Source organism: Nonomuraea gerenzanensis (assembly GCF_020215645.1).
Lineage (GTDB): Bacteria > Actinomycetota > Actinomycetes > Streptosporangiales > Streptosporangiaceae > Nonomuraea > Nonomuraea gerenzanensis.
Window position 1 is genome coordinate 9,284,015 of sequence record NZ_CP084058.1, and the last position, 18,361, is coordinate 9,302,375.

General features: G+C 72.9%; 18 protein-coding genes and 1 tRNA gene. 8 read left to right on the forward strand and 11 right to left on the reverse strand.

Annotated features, from left to right (window positions below):
• Positions 1-56 precede the first annotated feature (56 nt).
• Entirely contained in the window at positions 57-2,009 is a 1,953-nt protein-coding gene (gene ftsH, locus LCN96_RS43090; RefSeq protein ID WP_225268175.1) for an ATP-dependent zinc metalloprotease FtsH, read from the reverse strand.
• Positions 2,010-2,046: 37 nt separating this feature from the next.
• Positions 2,047-2,988 carry a hypothetical protein gene (locus LCN96_RS43095; RefSeq protein ID WP_225268176.1) on the reverse strand — a complete coding sequence of 314 codons (942 nt, stop codon included), beginning with the start codon at positions 2,986-2,988 and terminating at the stop codon, positions 2,047-2,049.
• A gap of 65 nt (positions 2,989-3,053) precedes the next feature.
• Between LCN96_RS43095 and LCN96_RS43100 the strand changes: the two genes are divergently transcribed.
• Positions 3,054-4,022 carry a DUF3616 domain-containing protein gene (locus LCN96_RS43100; protein ID WP_225268177.1) on the forward strand — a complete coding sequence of 323 codons (969 nt, stop codon included), beginning with the start codon at positions 3,054-3,056 and terminating at the stop codon, positions 4,020-4,022.
• 94 nt (positions 4,023-4,116) lie between these two features.
• Here LCN96_RS43100 and LCN96_RS43105 read toward each other — a convergent pair whose 3' ends face one another.
• Together LCN96_RS43105 and LCN96_RS43110 are read right to left on the reverse strand one after the other, a co-directional pair.
• On the reverse strand, positions 4,117-4,776 hold the full coding sequence (locus LCN96_RS43105) for a peptidyl-tRNA hydrolase (RefSeq protein WP_225268178.1): 660 nt from the start codon (positions 4,774-4,776) through the stop codon (positions 4,117-4,119).
• On the reverse strand, positions 4,773-6,038 hold the full coding sequence (locus tag LCN96_RS43110; RefSeq protein WP_225268179.1) for an MFS transporter: 1,266 nt from the start codon (positions 6,036-6,038) through the stop codon (positions 4,773-4,775). The genes LCN96_RS43105 and LCN96_RS43110 overlap by 4 nt, the downstream gene beginning before the upstream one ends.
• Positions 6,039-6,109: 71 nt before the next feature.
• Here LCN96_RS43110 and LCN96_RS43115 point away from each other — a divergent pair, with 71 nt between their 5' ends.
• Positions 6,110-7,066, forward strand: coding sequence for a GlxA family transcriptional regulator (locus LCN96_RS43115; RefSeq protein WP_225268180.1), 957 nt, complete (start codon positions 6,110-6,112; stop codon positions 7,064-7,066).
• A 34-nt stretch (positions 7,067-7,100) separates the two neighbouring features.
• Here LCN96_RS43115 and LCN96_RS43120 read toward each other — a convergent pair whose 3' ends face one another.
• Positions 7,101-8,549, reverse strand: coding sequence for an FAD-dependent monooxygenase (locus LCN96_RS43120; RefSeq protein WP_225268181.1), 1,449 nt, complete (start codon positions 8,547-8,549; stop codon positions 7,101-7,103).
• A gap of 10 nt (positions 8,550-8,559) precedes the next feature.
• Positions 8,560-9,171: a TetR/AcrR family transcriptional regulator gene (locus tag LCN96_RS43125; protein ID WP_225268182.1), complete on the reverse strand. Its 612-nt coding sequence runs from the start codon at positions 9,169-9,171 to the stop codon at positions 8,560-8,562.
• 100 nt (positions 9,172-9,271) lie between these two features.
• Here LCN96_RS43125 and LCN96_RS43130 point away from each other — a divergent pair, with 100 nt between their 5' ends.
• From LCN96_RS43130 to LCN96_RS43150, 5 genes are all read left to right on the forward strand, one after another.
• Entirely contained in the window at positions 9,272-9,838 is a 567-nt protein-coding gene (locus LCN96_RS43130) for a CGNR zinc finger domain-containing protein (protein ID WP_225268183.1), read from the forward strand.
• An 85-nt stretch (positions 9,839-9,923) separates the two neighbouring features.
• Positions 9,924-10,367, forward strand: coding sequence for a VOC family protein (locus LCN96_RS43135; protein WP_225268184.1), 444 nt, complete (start codon positions 9,924-9,926; stop codon positions 10,365-10,367).
• Positions 10,367-11,227: a pyridoxamine 5'-phosphate oxidase family protein gene (locus tag LCN96_RS43140; RefSeq protein WP_225268185.1), complete on the forward strand. Its 861-nt coding sequence runs from the start codon at positions 10,367-10,369 to the stop codon at positions 11,225-11,227. Before LCN96_RS43135 ends, LCN96_RS43140 begins: the two co-directional genes overlap by 1 nt.
• Positions 11,228-11,282: 55 nt before the next feature.
• Positions 11,283-11,777, forward strand: coding sequence for a SigE family RNA polymerase sigma factor (locus tag LCN96_RS43145; protein ID WP_225268186.1), 495 nt, complete (start codon positions 11,283-11,285; stop codon positions 11,775-11,777).
• The gene (locus LCN96_RS43150) at positions 11,770-12,990 is read left to right on the forward strand and encodes a hypothetical protein (protein WP_225268187.1); all 1,221 of its coding nucleotides are present in this window, start codon (positions 11,770-11,772) and stop codon (positions 12,988-12,990) included. The genes LCN96_RS43145 and LCN96_RS43150 overlap by 8 nt, the downstream gene beginning before the upstream one ends.
• 5 nt (positions 12,991-12,995) lie before the next feature.
• On the opposite strand, the gene LCN96_RS43155 is transcribed toward LCN96_RS43150, so the two are convergent.
• The 4 genes from LCN96_RS43155 to LCN96_RS43170 form a co-directional block, all read right to left on the reverse strand.
• Complete coding sequence (locus LCN96_RS43155) at positions 12,996-13,886, reverse strand: MarR family winged helix-turn-helix transcriptional regulator (RefSeq protein ID WP_225268188.1); 891 nt, start codon at positions 13,884-13,886, stop codon at positions 12,996-12,998.
• 24 nt (positions 13,887-13,910) lie between these two features.
• On the reverse strand, positions 13,911-14,174 hold the full coding sequence (locus LCN96_RS43160; RefSeq protein ID WP_225268189.1) for a hypothetical protein: 264 nt from the start codon (positions 14,172-14,174) through the stop codon (positions 13,911-13,913).
• An 87-nt stretch (positions 14,175-14,261) separates the two neighbouring features.
• Positions 14,262-14,334 (reverse strand) — tRNA-Ala (locus tag LCN96_RS43165).
• 69 nt (positions 14,335-14,403) lie between these two features.
• Positions 14,404-15,900 carry a vWA domain-containing protein gene (locus tag LCN96_RS43170; protein WP_225276184.1) on the reverse strand — a complete coding sequence of 499 codons (1,497 nt, stop codon included), beginning with the start codon at positions 15,898-15,900 and terminating at the stop codon, positions 14,404-14,406.
• Positions 15,901-16,141: 241 nt separating this feature from the next.
• Between LCN96_RS43170 and LCN96_RS43175 the strand changes: the two genes are divergently transcribed.
• Positions 16,142-17,839, forward strand: a complete 1,698-nt coding sequence (locus LCN96_RS43175; protein ID WP_225268190.1) for an asparagine synthase-related protein — start codon at positions 16,142-16,144, stop codon at positions 17,837-17,839.
• On the opposite strand, the gene LCN96_RS43180 is transcribed toward LCN96_RS43175, so the two are convergent.
• On the reverse strand, positions 17,808-18,356 hold the full coding sequence (locus tag LCN96_RS43180; RefSeq protein WP_225268191.1) for a TIGR03086 family metal-binding protein: 549 nt from the start codon (positions 18,354-18,356) through the stop codon (positions 17,808-17,810). The genes LCN96_RS43175 and LCN96_RS43180 overlap by 32 nt on opposite strands.
• Between the last annotated feature and the right edge of the window lie 5 nt (positions 18,357-18,361).

The following is an 18,361-nucleotide window of genomic DNA, read 5'->3' on the forward strand; positions in this document are numbered from 1 at the left end:
CAGTCTGTCACGGGAGAACCTGCCCTCGCCGGGCCCGGACCAACGTCCGATTTGTCCTAATTCTCGGAAAAGTGAGCAGGGACAGGGGCTGCCGCGGCCGCGCGGCCCTCCGCGGGCGTGGGGAGCCCCGCGGCGGCGTACGCGCCCGCCTCGTCGAGCGTCTCGTGCTCCAGCAGGGCCGTCACGATGGCATCCAGCTTGTCGCGGTTCGCGGTGAGGATCCGGACCGCGCGCTCGTAGCACTCGTCCACGATCCGCCGCGCCTCCTCGTCCACCATGGCGAGCGTGACGGGCGAGGCCTGCGGCTGCTGGCCGTCGTTGGGCAGGATGGTCAGCGGGCCGACCTTCTCCGACATGCCCCACCGGCCGACCATGCCGCGTGCGATCATGGTGACCTGCTCCAGGTCGTTCTCGGCGCCGGTGGTGATGACGCCGTAGACGACCTGCTCGGCCGCCATGCCGCCGAGCGCGCCGGTGATGCGTCCGCGCAGGTACTGCTCGTCGTAGGCGTAGCGGTCGGTGTCGGGAGTGGAGAGCGTGACACCCAGCGCCCGGCCGCGCGGGATGATCGAGATCTTGCGGACGGGGTCCGCGCCCGGCTGGAGCATGCCGAGCAGCGCGTGACCGGCCTCGTGGAAGGCGGTCCTGGTGCGCTCCTCCTCCGGCATGACGATGCTGCGCGCCGCGCCGAGCTGCAGCTTCTCCAGTGCGTCGGCGAAGTCGGCCATCGTGACCTTCTCCTTGCCGCGCTTGGCGGCGAGCAGGGCGGCCTCGTTGACCAGGTTCGCCAGGTCGGCGCCGGTCATGCCGGGCGTGGTCTTGGCGAGCTGGTCGACGCTGACCCCGCCGTCGAGCGGCACGCCGCGCGTGTGCACGCCCAGGATCGCCGCGCGCCCGGCCGCGTCGGGCAGGCCCACCTGCACCGTACGGTCGAAGCGCCCAGGACGCAGCAGCGCCGGGTCGAGGATCTCGGGCCGGTTCGTGGCCCCGATGACGATCACGCCCTCGGCCCCGGAGAAGCCGTCCATCTCGGTGAGGATCTGGTTCAGCGTCTGCTCGCGCTCGTCGTGGCCGCCGATGCCGCCGGCGCCGCCCCTGGCGCGGCCGATGGCGTCGATCTCGTCGATGAACACGATGGACGGCGCCACCTTGCGCGCCTCCTCGAACAGGTCGCGCACCCGCGAGGCGCCCACACCGACGATCATCTCGATGAACTCGGAGGCGCTGGCCGAGAAGTACGGCACCTTCGCCTCACCGGCGACCGCCCTGGCCAGCAGCGTCTTGCCGGTGCCGGGAGGCCCCGCCAGCAGCACGCCCTTGGGCAGCTTGGCGCCCAGCTTGCGGTACTTGCCGGGGTCCTTGAGGTAGTCGACGATCTCGACGAGCTCGTTCTCGACCTCGTCGATGCCCGCGACGTCCTCGAACGTGACGCGCACCTTCCCGGCCTCGACCGGCTTGGCCGCCTTGGACTTGCCGAGCCCGCCCAGGCCGCCGCCCATCATGCTGGCGCCGCGCCGCATGATCCAGATCCACAGCCCGGCCAGCAGCAGCACCGGAAGCAGCGACAGCAGCAGGTTGGAGAAGAAGCCCCGGGTGATGGGCTGCGAGGTGATCTCGACCTGGCCGCTGGCGAGCTGCTGGTCGAGCTGGTCGGTGTTGGCGAACGCCGGGATCTCGGTGGCGAACTTGGTGTACTGCTCGCCGCTCTCCGGGTTCTTGGCCGCCGCCCTCAGGTCGCCCTCGACCGACAGGCCCTGGGCGTAGATGTCCTTGACGTTCTTGGAGTTCACCTGCTTGGTGAACTCGGTGTACGAGATCGTCTCGACCGAGCCGCTGTCGACGAAGGACGACACGACGAAGAAGCCGGCGTAGACGACGAGCAGGGTGACGACGAACCGCCACCAGTTGATCTTGGGCTTGCCTCCGGGCGTGCCCGGCAGGCCCTCCGAGCGCCAGGGCGGCTTGCCCTTGCCCTTGTTCGAGGCCTGCGGCGGTCCAGAGCGTTCCACGGCGTCACTCCCCAATATCGCCGCATTGATGATCTTTCTAGCCTAGAACACGCACCCCTGAGGCCACGCGGCCGATATCACGCCACTGCTTGCGCTGCGAGTCAGGCACTGTTACGAACGCAAGACCCGGTTTGCTTGTTCCCCCATCCATGATCACGACAGCGGCCCGTGACGTGCGCTTGCCGTACGTCACGCGGTAGAGGAGCAGCCAGCCGCGCTTGACCGGCTGCGAGGCCAGCCAGGTGATCCGCGAGCCCTTGGGATGGTGGTTGAGCGTCCAGCGGGCGGCCAGCAGCGCCGTGTCGCGGGGCGAGTCCTGCTCCATGATCGGCAGCGGGCAGGTCACGAACATGCCGCGCACGCTGGTGCCGCGCTGCTTGGGCAGCACCTGCTTGGTGGTGAACGGCGCCGCCCCGTACGACTTCCACGGCCGCGGCAGCTTCGGCACCGCCAGGCCGGACCGCGTGTCCTTGACGAAGCGCTTGCCCGGGGAGCGCAGCGCGATGCGCTTGACCCCGCGGGTGAGCCGGGGGACTCGCGGGTCGGCGTACAGGGCCTCCATGGCCGTGTAGCCGGGCGCCAGGGAGCTGCCCGGGCTCGGCGTCCCCTGGGGAGCGGAGGACGACGCAGCGGCGGGCGTGCCGGTGGCGAGCGTGCCTGCGGCGGGCGCGCCGGTGGACGGCGTGCCAGAAGTTCCGCCGGTGGGTCCGCCGGTGGACGGTGCGGAGCCGGACGAGGGTGGCGCGGTCGGCGGCGCGGTTGCCGGCCCCGCCACGACCCCGTCCGGCTCTCCCGGGAGCACCACGACCACCACCGCGGCGACAACCGCACCGACGGCGGCGGCCACGGCCAGCCCCCGGTACACCACCCGCATGCGCAGATCGCCGATGCGGGAGCGTTTGGGCGGAGAAGTCGGAATCCCACGCCTTTCGGCCGTTCTCACTCGGGAATCCTTGATCTCTTCTTCCCCATGGAGCACGACGGGAGCGTACGACAAAACACGCCATTGCGCCCCGGAAGCTACCGAAGTGCAATCATGGCGTCGTGGAACAGGTTGAGCTGCGATTCGACCACGCCTCGCGAGCGGCCCAGACGCACACGAATCTCTCGGCGATCCGGCAGAGCTCCACCGGCCTGTGGGTGGCCGGCGACGAGACCGCCTCCTTCGAGCACCTCACGTGGACCGGCGACCACTACGGCGACCAGCGCACGTTCATGCTGGCCGACTACATCGCCCTGCCCGCCGGCCCCGAGGACGAGGCCGACATCGAGGGCCTGGCCCGGGCGAACGGCTACCTCTGGCTGGTCGGCTCGCACAGCCTGAAGCGCAGAAAGGTCAGGGCCAAGGACCCGGAGCGCGGCCCCGACCGGCTGGCCACCCTGATCAGGGAGGAGAACCGGTTCATCCTGGCCCGGCTGCCCCTCGACCCGCGCACCGAGCTGCCGCAGCGGGGCGCGGTCCTGTCGGGCTCCGGCAGCCTCACCGCGCACCTGCGCAACGATCCGCACCTCGCGCCGTTCCTGGCCCTGCCGGGCAAGGACAACGGGTTCGACGTCGAGGGCATCGTGGTCACGCCCGACCGCCTCTACGTGGGCCTGCGCGGCCCCGTCCTGCGGGGCTGGGCGGTGGTGCTGGAGCTACGCCTGGAGGACGCGGGCAAGGGGCGGCTGCGGCTGAGCGAGCCGTACCGCAAGCACTTCCTCAACCTGAGCGGGCTCGGGGTGCGCGACATGTGCCCGGACGGGAACTCGGTGCTGATCCTGGCGGGGCCGACCATGGACCTCGACGGCCCGGTGCGGGTGGTGCGCTGGCGGCCGCGCAACAAGCGGCAGGGCGTCGTCCCGGCCGACGAGCTGGAGACCGTGCTGGAGCTGCCGTACGGGGTGGGCTGCGACCATCCGGAGGGGCTGGCGCGGCTGTCGGACGGCCGGCTCATGGTGGTCTACGACAGCCCGTCGCCCGTCAGGATCACCCCGGCGGGCGGCGTGCTCGCGGACGTGTTCAAGGTCTAGCGAGCCGGACCACGTTCGCAGGCCGGGCGACGCGGGCCGCGCTCAGGGGCGAGTGACGCGGGCCGCGCTCAAGGGCGAGTGACGCGGCCCGTTCTCAAGGGCGAGTGACGCGGCCCGCCAGCCACGGCGCGTCGGCCACGAACGTGCACGAGCCCGGCTCGATCTCGGTGAACCCGGCGTCCCGCACGACGGGCAACCCGGCCGCCACCATGGCGTCGAAGTCGTCCTGTCGGGCGGCCGTGCGCACCGACACCGTGAGGCCGCGCTCGCGCCAGGCCGCCCGCTCCCCCGCGTCGCTGGCCCACCAGGCGAGCTGGGCGGCGTGCCCCGCCTGCGCCATGGCCTTGCCCGCGGACATCTCCAGCGCCGGGTTCGCCCACAGCACGGGCGGCTCGGCGGGCCCCGGCGCGGCGGTGTCGGTCAGCTCGGTGCCCGACACCTGCAGCCGCGCCAGGTCGCGCGGCCAGTCGTCGAGGGGGACGGGCGGGTGCACGCGCACCTCGGCCGTGCGGTGCTCGATCGTGCGGCCGGGCAGCGCGACGGCCCGGCGCCACTCGGCGCCCCTGGCCCGGCGCACGACCTTGCGGATCTTGCCGGTGGACTGCCAGGCGTGCAGTTCGTCGGCGAACTCGCCCGGGTCGTCCAGCAGGGTCAGCACGGCCATGGCGGCCGCCTCCAGGGCGTCGGTGCGCTCGGGAGGCGTGGCCCGCTCGATCCGCACGACCAGGGGCAGGACATAAAGCTCGGCGTTCATCGCCCTCTAGCATGCCCGATGGCCAGGGACATGCCGGCGGCGAGGAGGCACAGGGCGCCGGCGGCGTACCAGGCGAGGTCGTAGGCGCCCAGGTGGTCGCGGGTGAGCCCGGCGCCGACGGCGGCGATGGCGGCGCCGACCTGGTGCGAGCCGAACACCCAGCCGAACACCACGGCCCCGTCGGCCCCGTAGATGCGCCGGCACAGCGCGACCGTGGGCGGCACGGTCGCGACCCAGTCCAGGCCGTAGAAGATGATGAAGATCAGCATGCTGGGCTCGGTCGTGGCCGCGAACAGGCCAGGCAGCACCATCAGCGACAGCCCGCGCAGCCCGTAGTAGACGCCGAGCAGCATCTTGGGGTCGACCTTGTCGCTGAGCCAGCCGGAGGCGACGGTGCCCGCGATGTCGAAGATGCCGATGATCGCCAGCAGGCCCGCGGCGACGGGCTCGGCCATGCCGTGGTCGTGCGCGGCGGGGATGAAGTGGGTGCCGACCAGGCCGTTCGTGCTGGCCCCGCAGATCGCGAAGCCGCCCGCGAGCAGCCAGAACGGCCGCGTCCTGGCCGCCGAGACGAGCACGGTGACGGCCCTGAGCGCCGCGTTGGTCCTGGCGGGCTCCGTACGCACCGCTCGGGGCGGCGCGCCGAGCGCCGTCGTGCCCACGTCCTCGGGACGGTCGCGCAGCAGCCACCACACGAACGGCACCACGGCCAGCGCAGCCACGGCCACCGTCAGCGAGGCGAAGCGCCACCCGGGCCCCTGCGCGAGCTGGGCGAGCACCGGCAGGAACACGAGCTGCCCGGTCGCGCCGGCGGCGGTGAGCACGCCGGTCACCAGCCCGCGGTGGCGCACGAACCAGCGGTCCACCACCGTCGCCGCGAACACCAGCGCCATCGACCCCGTGCCGAGCCCGACCAGCACGCCCCAGCAGAGCAGGAGCTGCCAGCTCGCCGTCATCAGCACGGTGAGCCCGCTGCCCGCCGCGATCAGCAGCAGCGCGACGGCGACCACGCGGCGCATGCCGAAGCGGTCCATGAGGGCCGCGGCGAAGGGCGCGGTCAGCCCGTAGAGCACCAGGTTGACGGAGACGGCCAGCGAGATCGTGCCGGCCGACCAGCCGAACTCCTCCTGCAGCGGGGTGATCAGCACGCCGGGGGTGGCCCGGAAGCCCGCCGATCCCAGGATCGCCACGAACGCGACCGCCGCGACGTACCAGGCGCGGTGCAGCCCGCGGCGGGTGGGCGAGTTGGTGCTCACTGTCATGCGCCAATACTGATTTATCCCCTTACGCGGTCACGAGTGGCCGGAAAGCCAATATGTGCAAGAATCCGGCCATGGAACGTCACCGTGTCGCCGTCGTGGTGCTCGACCACTTCGCCCCGCTCGACCTCGGCGTGCCCGGCCAGGTGTTCTGGGCGGCGGAGACACCGTCGGGCGAGAAGCTGTACGAGGTCGTGACCTGCTCGCCGGGCCGCATGCCCGTGCGGTGCAGCGCGGGCTACAGCGTGCTGCCCGACCACGACCTCGACGTTCTCGACACCGCCGACACCGTCGTGGTGCCCGGCATCCACGCGGGCCGGGCGATGAAGGACGGCACGATCAAGGACCCGCTGCGGGAGGCCCTGCAGGGGCGGCCGCGGACGATGTCGATCTGCACCGGCTCGTTCGTGCTGGCGGCGGCCGGCCTGCTCGACGGCCGCCCCGCCACCACCCACTGGCGCGAGGCCGCCCGTTTCGCCCGGCTCTTCCCCCAGGTCAAGCTGGACCCGGACGTCCTGTTCGTGGACGACGGCGACGTGCTGACCTCGGCGGGCGTGGCCGCCGGCATGGACCTGTGCCTGCACGTGATCAGGCGCGACCACGGCAGTGAAGTGGCCAACCGCACGGCCAGGCGCTGCGTCATGCCACCGTGGCGCGACGGCGGCCAGGCCCAGTACATCGATCGCCCCCTCCCGTACGGCGGCACCGGCGGCACGGCGGCCACCCGCGACTGGATGCTCGCCCACCTCGACACCCCGCTCGACCTGAACGCGCTGGCCGAGCACGCCAGGATGAGCGTGCGCACGTTCACCAGGCGCTTCCGCGAGGAGACCGGCCAGAGCCCGGCCAGATGGCTGAACGGGCAGCGCGTGCAGCACGCCAGGCACCTGCTGGAGACGACGGACCTCGGCGTGGAGGAGGTGGCCAGGCGGGCGGGGTTCGGCACGGCGGTCTCGCTGCGCCAGCACCTGCACGCCGCCGTCGGCGTCGCACCGCTCACCTACCGGCACACCTTCCGCCGCGCACGCTAGAACCCACCGCGCACGCTGGAACCCACCGCGCACGCTATGTCCCGGCGGGCTCCAGGGCTTCACGGAACCAGGTCTCCAGGGCCTGCTCCAGCGTCTCGTCCGGGGTGCCCGCCCACGCCACGTAGCCGTCAGGCCGCACCAGCACCGCCTCGGGTCCCTGGCCGGGCAGCACGTCCACGCGCCCATGCCGGACGCGCAGCCCGCCCGGCGCGTCGAGCAGCACGGGCCGCGCCCGGGCGCCGGCGCCGGCGGGCAGGTCGGGCAGGAACCGGCCCACCAGCGGATGCGGCGGCGCGGGCATCGGGTAGACCACGTCGGCCCCGGCCAGCAGGGCGGCGATGCGCCGCAGCGCGTCCTGGTCGCCCAGCAGCTCGCCGAACACCTCCCGCAGCGCCGTCACCTCGGGCCCCGGCGCGGTCAGCGCGAGCTGGGCCTGGGTGTGCAGGGCGACCCGCTCGGCGGCCGGGCGGCGCTCGGCGTCGTAGGTGTCGAGCAGGCCGGGCGGCGCCCAGCCGCGCACCTCGGCGGCGAGCTTCCAGGCCAGGTTGGCGGCGTCCTGGAGGCCCAGGTTCAGGCCGGGAGCGCCCATCGCCGAGTGCACGTGCGCGGCGTCGCCCGCCACGAACACCCTGCCCTCGCGATAGCGGTCGGCCACCCGGGTGTTGCGGCCGTTGAGCCGCCGCAGCAGGTGCGGCCCCGGGCCGGCGGGCTCGGCCAGCGGCAGGTCGGCGCCGAGCACGCGGGCCAGGCTCGCGCGCAGCTCGGCGACGGTCATCGGCACGTCGTCGCCGGGCGGGTGCGGGTCCCACTCCATGGCGGCGACCGTGAACACGCCGGGCCCGGCCGGCAGGATCGCGTACGCTCCCCGCTCGGTCCTGTGCCAGGTGTAGAGCACGAAGGTGCCCGCCTCCGGCACGTCCAGCTCGACCTGCCTGCTCACCGCGCCCGGGATGGTGACGTGCGCGGTGCGGCTGACGACGTCGGCCGCGTGCACGCCGGGGAAGGAGATCCCGCTCAGCTTCCTGACGGTGCTGTGCGCGCCGTCGCACCCGGCGAGGTAGCGGGTGCGCAGCCGGTACGGGCCGCCGGGCCCGGCCAGCTCCAGCGTCACCCCGCCGGCGTCCTGCGTGAACCCGGTCAGCTCGTGCCCGCGCCTGATCTCCACGCCCAGCTCGGCCGCCCGCCGCTCCAGCAGCTCCTCCAGCTCGGGCTGCCTGATGCCCATGCCGTGCAGCGGATTGTCGTCGAGCGCCGCCAGGTGCAGCGGCATCGCGCCGAACACGAACGCGGGCATGGCGGCCTCCTGGTCGGCCAGGCCGCGCCGGCGCAGCAGCCGGACCACCTGGCCGACGATCCCGTTGGCCTTGGGCTGGTCGCTGCGCCGGGGCAGGCGCTCGACCACGACGGGCGTGACTCCGGCGAGGGCCAGCTCGCAGGCCAGCATCAGCCCGTTGGGGCCGGCGCCGGCGATGACGACGTCCATGAGATTCTCCTCACTCGGAAGGGGAGGGCAGCCCGGCGGCGAGAGCGCGCAGGCAGTCGCGCAGCACCGGCACCAGCGGGACGGGCGGGTCGGCACGCAGCCAGTGCGCGACGCCGGCCTGCACGGCGGCGGTGACGGTGACCGCGACCAGGGAGGGATACAGGTCACGGGCCGGGTCGGCGCCGACGCGCTCGGCGATGGCCGCCGCCAGCTCGCCGTCGGCGGCGAAGGCCACCCGCAGCGACTCCGCCCGCAGCGCGGGCTCGTCGTTGAGCATGCGGATGGCCACGAGCAGCTCGGGCGGCGGCGCCGCGTCGGAGGTGCCCGCGTGCTCCGCCCACGGCCGCACCATGGCCTCGGTGAGCGCCTCCCACAAGGGCTCGTCCGGCGGGCGGGCACGCAGCGCCGCCACGGACGCGCGCACGCGGTCGGTGTGCCGGGCGGTGATCGCCTCGTACTTGCTGGAGAAGTAGTTGTTGTACGTCCTGGGCGAGACGCCCGCCTCAGCCGCGATGTCCTCGACCCGGACGTTCTCCAGCCCGCGCGTCAGAGCGAGCCGGAGCGCGGCCGTCATCAGCGCCTCGCGCGTGGCCTGCTTCTTCCGCTCTCTCAGTCCGCTCACGCCACCGACTCTACGCCAATAATTGCGTGGTCAGCAAATTTTCGTATCACGCAAACTTTGCCTAACGGGCTCATCTCCGAGCAGGCGTTAGATTGGGAGGATGTCCTTCCTGAGCCTGGATTTCGTCAGCACCGTCAGGGCCACCCGCTCCGGCCCCGTCGACACCCTGTCGGACGCCGAGGGGATGACGGCGTGGGCTCGCGAGCACGCGCCCGAGCTCGGTTTGAAGCCGGGCTTCACGGCGTCGGAGGAGCTGCGCCAGGAGACCGTGCGGCTGCGCCAGGCCGTCCGCGCCCTGTTCGCCAGGGCCGTGGCCCCCGAGCCGCCGAGCCGGGCGGACGCGTCGGACCTGCCGGCCTTCGAGGAGGCGCTGGCACTGGTCAACGCCACGGCACTGGCGGCACCCACGGCCCCGCAGCTCTTGTGGGACGGTGAGCCCGCCGTCACCACGGTCTCCACCGCCGGCCCGTCCGCACGCCTGCGCGGGCGGCTCGCCGCGGCGGCCGTCGAGTTCCTCGCGAGCCCCGAGCGGACCCTGCTGCGCACCTGCCAGGCCCCGCGCTGCGTGCTCTATTTCGTCAAGGAGCACCCCCGCCAGGAGTGGTGCTCGACCGCCTGCGGTAACCGCGCCCGAGCGGCCAGGCACTACCGGGAGCACAAGAAATAATCCCCATCTAACGCCAAAGCGACCGAATTGCCGTTATATTGCTTCTAACGGCTATCCAGTCGTGCATCCGTTAGAGGAGTGTGCAATGACCTTTCAGACCGGGCACATCGGGCTCAACGTCACCGACCTCGACACCTCCAGGGAGTTCTACCGGCGGGTCTTCGGGTTCACGGTGGCGGTCGAGTCGCAGGAGGACGGGCGGCGCTACGTGTTCCTGGCCCAGGACGGCACGCTGGTGCTGACGCTGTGGCAGCAGAGCGAGGGCCGCTTCGGCCCCGGGCTGCCCGGCCTGCACCACCTGTCGTTCCAGGTGGCGGACCTCGACGCGGTGCGGCGCGCCGAGCAGACCATCAGAGAGCTGGGCGCGACCCTGCACCACGACGGCATCGTGCCGCACCGCGAGGGCGCCGCCTCCGGCGGGGTGTTCTTCGAGGACCCCGACGGCATCCGGCTGGAGATCTACGCCCCGGACGCCGCCGGCGACAGGACCGCGCCCACGGCAGGCGCTCCCACCTGCGGGTTCTTCTAATGGCACGCCATCCGGGCGAGGTCGCCGTGCAGCGTCGCGCCGGGGTGCGGCTGGAGGAGCACGGCAGCTCCCGCACGCGGCCCGAGCTCCCGGCCGTGGCGGCGGCGTTCCTGCGTGACCAGCGCATGATCGTGGCCGGGGCCGCCGACGACCTCGGGCGGCTGTGGGCGAGCGTGCTCACGGGGCCCGCCGGGTTCGCCGACGTGGTGGACGACCGCACGATGGTGCTGCACGCGCTGCCCGCCGAGGGCGATCCGCTGCACGGGCTGTTCGCGGCGGAGCGGGACCTCGGGCTGCTGGCCATCGAGCCGCACACGCGGCGCAGGATGCGGGTGAACGGCACCGCCGTACAGGCCGGGCAGTCCCTCGTGGTCTGGACGGAGCAGGTCTACAGCAACTGCCCCAAGTACATCCAGACCCGCGAGCCCGCCACGGCCCCCGGCAGCCCGGCCCTGCTGGGCGGCGGCACGTCCCTGGCGGAGCGGCAGCAGGGCTGGATCGCGGCGGCGGACACGTTCTTCATCGCCACGCGGGCCGCGGGCTTCGGGGCGGACGTGTCGCACCGGGGCGGCAACCCCGGCTTCGTCCGCGTCACCGGGCCGCGCTCGCTGGAGTTCCCCGACTACCCGGGCAACGGCATGTTCATGACGCTCGGCAACCTGGAGCTGGACCCGGCGGCCGGGCTGCTCTTCCCCGACTGGGAGCGGGGCGAGACGCTGCAGCTCACCGGCAGGGCGCGGGTGGAGTGGGGCGAGCGTCCCGTGGTGCGGTTCGAGCTGGACGCGTACGCTCACCTGGCAGGTCTCCTGCCCGCCGGCTGGTCGGCGCCCGGCTACCACCGGTTCAACCCGCCCGTGTAGCCGCGGCACTCAACCCTGCGGCCCTCTCAGGTGTCCTTGGGGGGCGGAGGTGCGAGTGGACGATCCAACGTTCGAGACATTTGTGGCGCAGCGCCTGCCTGCGCTCTATCGCTACGCGATGGTCCTGACCCAGAACCGGCACGACGCCGAGGACCTGGTGCAGGAGGCGCTCACCCGCACCGGCCTGCGCTGGTCCGCCGTCAGGCGGAAGGACTCCCCCGAGGGGTACGTCCGCACGGCCATGATCCGCATCATGGCCAACCGCTGGCGGCGGCCCAGGCGTGAGGTCAGCGTGGCGGCGCCGCCCGAGCCCGCGGCCGAGGACCTCGGCCTGGAACGCCTGCTGGACGACGCGGGGGTGCGCTCCCGGGTCGCCGAGCTGCCACCCCGTACGCGCGCCGTCCTGGTGCTGCGTTACGTCGAGGAGCGCAGCGACGAGGAGATCGCCCGGCTGCTGGGCTGCAGCCGGAGCAGCGTCAAGAGCCAGGCCTCGCGGGGACTCGCCCGCCTGCGCGAGGCCGTCGAACGCGCGGAGGTGGACCATGGATGACCTGGAGAACCGGCTGGCCACGCTGCTGGGCGAGCCCGGCACGGCGGACCCGCCGCCGGACCTGGCGAGCCGGATCCACCGGTCCGTGGCCACCAGGCGCAGGAACCGCCGCGCGGCCTGGCTGTCCGCGCTGACCTGCGCGACCGCGGTGCTGGTCGCGGTGCCGCTGACCCTGCGCGGCGGGGACGGCGAGATGGCCGCCGCGGTCGATCCCGAGCCCTCGCCCACCGTCACCCTGACCGTCATCGGGTCCGCGCCGCCCACGGACCGGCCCGTGCCCACCAGGACGATCACGATCTCTCCCGGCGGGGCCGAACCCCGGACGTTCGAGGAGCGGCTGCGCCGCCTGGCGACCGTGACGAGCGTCGCGGAGGTGGCGGCCCGTACGGCGACCGGCGAACGCTTCACGCCCCAGGCCATCGGCTCCGACGGCACCGTGCTCGGGCTCACCCCCGGCGGCAGGGTTGCGCGGGCGCCTGCGGACGGCGGCGCGCCCGCCGACGCCGGCTTCGCCGCGAAGTCGGGGCTGGGGGCGGCCGAGGGGCTGCTCACCTGGACGGAGAACGGCGAGCAGCGCTGCCGCACGGCCGACGGGCGGACGCGCACGATCAGCCCTCAGGGCACCGATCCGCGAGCGCCCGTCTGGGTGGACGGCGACGCGATCGTGGGCAGCGACGTCATGCGGCAGCCCTGGGTGGCCACCGGCTGCGCGGAGCCCGGCAGGACGGTCACCGACGGCCGGCCCGCCACGGGGACGGCGGTGGCGTTCTCCTACCCCTACCTGTTCACGGTCGAGCCGGCCAACGACAAGAAGCTCAGGACGGTGGACGTGCGGACGCTGAAGGTCGTGGCCGAGCAACCGCTGCCGGAAGGGGTGCGGCCGCAGCCGATGGGCCGGGCACCGCAGCAGTGGTACGCCGCCGCCACCGACACGGCGTTCGTCTGGGTGGCCGGGGGCGAGCTGCGCTCGGGGTCGGCCGCCGACTGGCGGAAGTCGACGAGGACGTTCGGCGCGGTGCCGAAGCAGCTCAAGGGGGATCAGCCGCGCATGACGGCCGGGGACCGGCTGGCCGTGTACACGACGGGCAGCTTCTCACTGGTGCACGATCCCCTGACGGGGGCCACGCTGAAGCAACCCGGCCCGGTGCTGGCGGCCGGCCCGTGGTTGTTGTGGCAGCACGGCGACGCCTACCGGCTGGCCCGCGTGCGGTGAGCCGCTCAGGAGGGCAGGTGCTTCTCGAACCAGTGGTGCGCGTAGCGCTCGTCGTTGAACGCCGGCACCTCGGCGTACCCTGACGAGCGGTAGAGGGCGACGGCCTCGGTGAGGGCCCGGTTGGTCTCCAGGCGCAGCGTGCGTACGCCCTGCCGGGCGGCGTGCGCCTCCGCCTCGGCGAGCAGCCGGCGCCCCAGCCCGAGCCCGCGAGTGGCCGGATCGACCCACATGCGCTTGATCTCGGCCGTCGCCGGCTCGGGGTGCGGCTTCAGCGCCACGCAGCCCACCGGCTCGGCGTGCAGCGTGGCGACCAGCAGCAGCCCGGCGGGCGGGCGCAGCTCGCCGGCGGTGGCAGGAAGGCTGCGCGCCGGGTCGAACCCGCTCTCGAAGCGGCGGCCCAGCTCGGCGACGTAGGCCGCCAGGCAGTGGCGGGCGGCGGGATGCCCCGGGTCGAACGCGCCGATCTCCACCATGGAGGCGACGAGCAGCCGCTCGACCTCGGCCATCGCGGTCACCAGCCGCTCGCGCTGCCCGTCGGACAGCGGCGCGAGCATCGCCGCCGCCGACTCGTCGGAGCGGCGGTCGAGCTCGGCCCGCTCGGCGGCCCCCGCCGGGGTGAGCCTGGCCGTGCGGACCCGCCCGTCGGGCCCGCCGGCCTCGACCACGACCAGGCCGTCGGCCTCCAGGGCGCGCAGCAGCCTGCTCAGGTATCCGGAGTCGAGCTCCAGCCGGGCCCGCAGCGCGCGCACCTCGCTGCCGCCCGCGCCGATCTCCCAGAGCAGCCGGGCCTGCCCGAGCGGCCGGCCGCGGCCCATGAACCCGTCGTCCAAAGCCCCGATGCGCTGCGTCACGGTGCGCTGGAAGCGGCGCACCCGCGCGATCGCCGTAGCGTCCATTCCCTGACCGTAGTCAGACAAGCCTCAGAACGCCATGGGGTCGGCGATCGGGACCGTGCTGTAGTCCTCGCCGGTGACCGGGCGGATCTCCTCCCAGTGCACCCAGCGAGCGTTTCCCTCGTGGCGCACGCCCTCGTGCGCCTCCAGGGTGCGCGGCGGCCACAACAGGTAGCCCCACCGCGCCCCCTGGGCGTCGTCGCTCCAGGCCAGCAGGTAACGCGCCGCACCGTCGGGGACCGCCTCCACGAGGGGCGGGCGCCAGATCTCAGGCAGTTCCGCAGGGTTCATCACTCCATGATACGAACTCCAGTTCGATAAAGCCATTGATCGGCACGCAAAAAGCCCGCCCGATCGTAGCGATCGGACGGGCTGCTGTGGAGCTATGGGGATTCGAACCCCAGACCTCCTCCATGCCATGGAGGCGCGCTACCAACTGCGCCATAGCCCCTCGTTGCGTGTAAAAGTGTATCCGACTCCTGGACCACCTGAGCACGCGTCGCCGAGGGGCCTGTGGCGGTCAGCCGATCGCGCCGGCCCTGTCGATGAGCGTGGCCAGCTCGGAGACCATCGGATCCTCCGAGGTGCCGGCCAGCCGCTCGGCGTGCTCGCCGAGCGTGCCCAGGTCCATGCCGAACGCCTCCCGGTCCCGCAGGTACACCGCGAACGCCGCGACCACGACGTCCACCTGCAGCCGGACGGACGCCTGCGACCAGATGGAGGCAGCGAGGTCGCCGGAGCCCAGCGTCGCGCCGGTCTCGGAGGCGGCTCTGGTGTCAGGGTCCTGCCAGCGCACGGTGGCCTGGGCGAGCTGGCCCTCGGCGCCGGGCTTGAGCTTGAGCGCGTACAGGGCGGTCACGGAGTGGCCCGGGCCGATCTCGCCGCCGTCCCGGCTGTCGTCGCGGAACTCCTCGGTGGTCAGCGCGCGGTTCTCGTACCCGATGAGCCGGTAGCTCTCCACGACCGAGGGGTTGAAGACGACCTGGGCCTTGGCGTCGCGGGCCCGCAGGTCGAGGGTGGCGGGCAGCTGGGTGGTGAAGAGCTTGGTGGCCTCCTCCTCGCTGCTGACGTACACGGCCATGCCGTCGCCGGTGTCGGCCAGGCGCTCCATCAGCTCGTCGCCGTAGTCGCGGCCGACGCCGACCGTCAGCAGCGTGAGCTGCTTGGCGGCCTGCTCCTTGACCCGGTCCGAGATGGCCTGCCACTGGGTGGCGCCCTGGTTGGCCAGGCCGTCGGAGAGCAGGATGACCCGGTTGGTGGCAGCGGGGCGGAACGCCTTGGACGCCTCCTGGTAGCCGGTGAGCACCCCCGCCTCCAGGTTCGTGCCGCCGGAGATGGACAGCCTCTCCACGGCCGCGCGCAGCTCCTGCCTGGCGGTCAGCGGGGTCATGGAGGCCAGCACCTCGGCGTCGTCGCTGAAGGAGACGATCGAGACCTGGTCGCCGGGGGCGAGCTGGTCGAGCAGCTTCAGCAGGGCTGCTTTGACCAGGTCCAGCCGGCCGGCCTCGGCCATCGAGCCGGAGACGTCCACCACGAACGTCAGGTTCGCGGGCCGCCGCTCGGCGGAGTCGGAGGCGCGCGTCTGCAAGCCGACCCGCAGGACGGCCTCGTCGCGCTGGGGCAGCTTCGCGCCGTCCACGTGCACGGCGAACCCGTCACCCGACGGCTGCGCGTAGTCCTGCCGGAAGGCGTTCACCCACTCCTCGGGCCTGATCTCCCCCGGCGCGGGCCAGCGGCCCTCCTGGAGGGTACGGCGGGCGTAGCCGTACGAGGCGGTGTCCACGTCCAGGGCGAACGTGGAGATCTGCGCGGTCGTCGTGTCCTTCTCGCTGTCCTGCCCGGCCGACGCGGACGCCTCGGCCCTGGCGGCCTCGCCGGATCCGGCGTCCTCCTGCTGAGGCGCGGCGGGTTGTCGCGGCGCGGCCGTCGCCATGGGGGCTCGCGCGCTGCTGGTGGATTCGCCGCTGCCGCCGCAGGCCGCCAGACCCAGCAGCGCGACCAGGCCCACGCCAACCACCAAAGGTCGAAATCTCATCTCAACCACCTCCGAGTCGTACGACGGAAAGTGCTCCCGCGACGGCCGGGCGGTGACGCAAGCGAGCGCAAACCGCGATCAATACGTGATCAGTTGTGACAAATGAGGTGAATGAGGTAAGTCTGATGCGGTGCGCGTCTATTTAGGCATAGCCACAAAGCAGCGGGACATTTCCCCGGCGGTTCTGAATAGAGCCCGTTCCGTTATCGAATGGGCCTTCCCCGTGCCTCCCGACGTCATCAGGGGCGCGGAATGGCACGGCAGGGGCGTCTCGCTGCTCGCCTGGACCAACGAGCCCGACGACTCCCGGCAGCCGCCGCTGATCACCGAGCAGCCCGGCGGCCGGATCGTCGGGCTCAACGGCCATCTGGCCGACCCGGCCGACATGGCGGCGCTGCCGGACGACTCCGTGGGCGGCTGCTTCTCGGCCTGGTTCGCCCGGGACGGCGAGCTGGGCGCGAGCACCGCGATCAACCGGGTCTGCCCCGTCTTCCACGCCGAGACGCCGGAGCTGCACGTCGTCGGCAGCCGCGCGCTGCTGGTGTACCTGGTGGCGGCGAACAGGACCGACGAGCGGATCGACTACGACGTGCTCGCCCTGCAGTCGATGGTCAGGCAGGGCTTCTTCCTGTCGGACGAGACGCCGTATCAGGGGGTGTCGGCGCTGCGGCCCAGCTCGCGCCTCATGGTGCGGGACGGCGTGCGGATCATCACCGAGACCCCGCTGCCGCAGGCGGCCCCCGCGCCCACGTCCGCGCGGCGCAAGCGGGCGGCGATCGGCGAGCTGGCCGACGCGCTGCTGGCCACCGTGGCGCCGCTGCGCGACCTGGACGAGCCGGTGAACCTGGCGCTGACCGGCGGCCGTGACACCCGCATCCTGGCGGCGCTGCTGCACGCGGCCCGGGTGCCCTTCAGGGCGACGACGAACGGGCTCGACACGCACCCGGACGTGATCATCGCGCGCACGATCGCGGACCGGCTCGGGGTCGAGCACACGGTCATCGCGCCGCCGCAGACCGCCGCCAAGGACGCGGTGCTGGTGGAGCATCCGCGCGTCCGCGCCTGGGAGACGCTGCGCACCTGCGAGGGCATGACCTCGGCGTACGAGTCGATCGTGAGCTACCTGCCGTACTCCGGCAAGCCCACCATGTCGGGCCAGAGCGGCGAGACACTGCGCGCGGGCAGCCTGAACCTGCTCCAGAGCGACCTCGCCGACCAGGCCCTGCGACGGCGCATCGAGACCACGTTCCGCAAGGACGCCAAACTGTTCACCGCCGAGGCCGACGAGCACGCCCGCGCGCTGGCCGCGCCGTGGCTGGCGCGGCCCGACCGGCTGGAGGCGCTGGACCACCTCTACATCTGGTACAAGGTGGGGCGCTGGCAGGCCAGCGCCCGCGCGGGCTCGCTGCGGCGCGGCGATCCCGTGCGCCCTTTTCTGGACAATCGCGTGGTACGGGCGGCGCTGAGCCTCGATCAGAGCTGGCGGCTGTCCGAAGAGGTCATTTACACGCTGATATTGCGTCTGGCGCCGGAATTGCGGGAGGTGCCGATCGAGGGAAAGCCGTGGCGTTTCACGGAGAACGCCGCCCCGCGACGCCGCCTCCCCTGGCCGCCCCGCCTGCCCGCCCCTCCCCCGCACCTGCCCACCACCAGGACCGGCGGCGGCTGGAGCTGGCGCACCAGCCCCGGCCCCGCACTCACGGACGTGCTGCGCGAGCAGGTGCTCGGCAGCCTCGACGCCCTCGCCCCGATCGTCGAGCCGGACGAGGTGCGGGCTATCTTCGCCGACCCGGTCGTCCGCAAACCGGCCCTGGCCTGGCACCTCTACACCGTCAGCACCCTGCTGACCGGCCTGTATCCCGGCAAGGCGCCCGAGGACCTGCCGCAGATCACGGTTTCCAGGCCGGATCCCGGCCGATGAGCCCGAGGAAGCGGTCGAGCGCCGGCGCGTCGGCGGGCACCGGCACCTCGGCCCCGAACGCCCCGCGCTCGCGGCCCGTCGGCGCCATCCGCTCGGCGAAGGCCAGCAGCGCGGCGGCCGTCTCCTCGTCCACCTCGTAGCCGAGGCCCGTCGCCCTCGACAGGTCCCAGCCGTGCGCGACGAGATCGGTCAGCGCCATGTCGGCCAGCACCGGCCTGGGCAGGCCGCCCATGGCCTCGCTGACGCCCTCCCACGCCTCGGGGCGCTCGTAGACGGCCAGCATGCGCTCCACGCGCTCGGGGAAGTCGCCGGTGTACTCCGGCTTCGGCGGCACGAAGGGGCCGCCCACCGCCACCGACTCGAACAGGGTGACGCTCCACTCCATGTGGTTGAGCAAGGCCTTGACGTCGTACTCCGAGCAGGGCGTGGGCAGGCCGAGCCGGTCGTCGCCGAGCGCGCGGACCAGCTCGGTGGTGCGCCCCGCCGCCTCCTTCATCGCGGGCAGGATCTCGTTCATGCGTT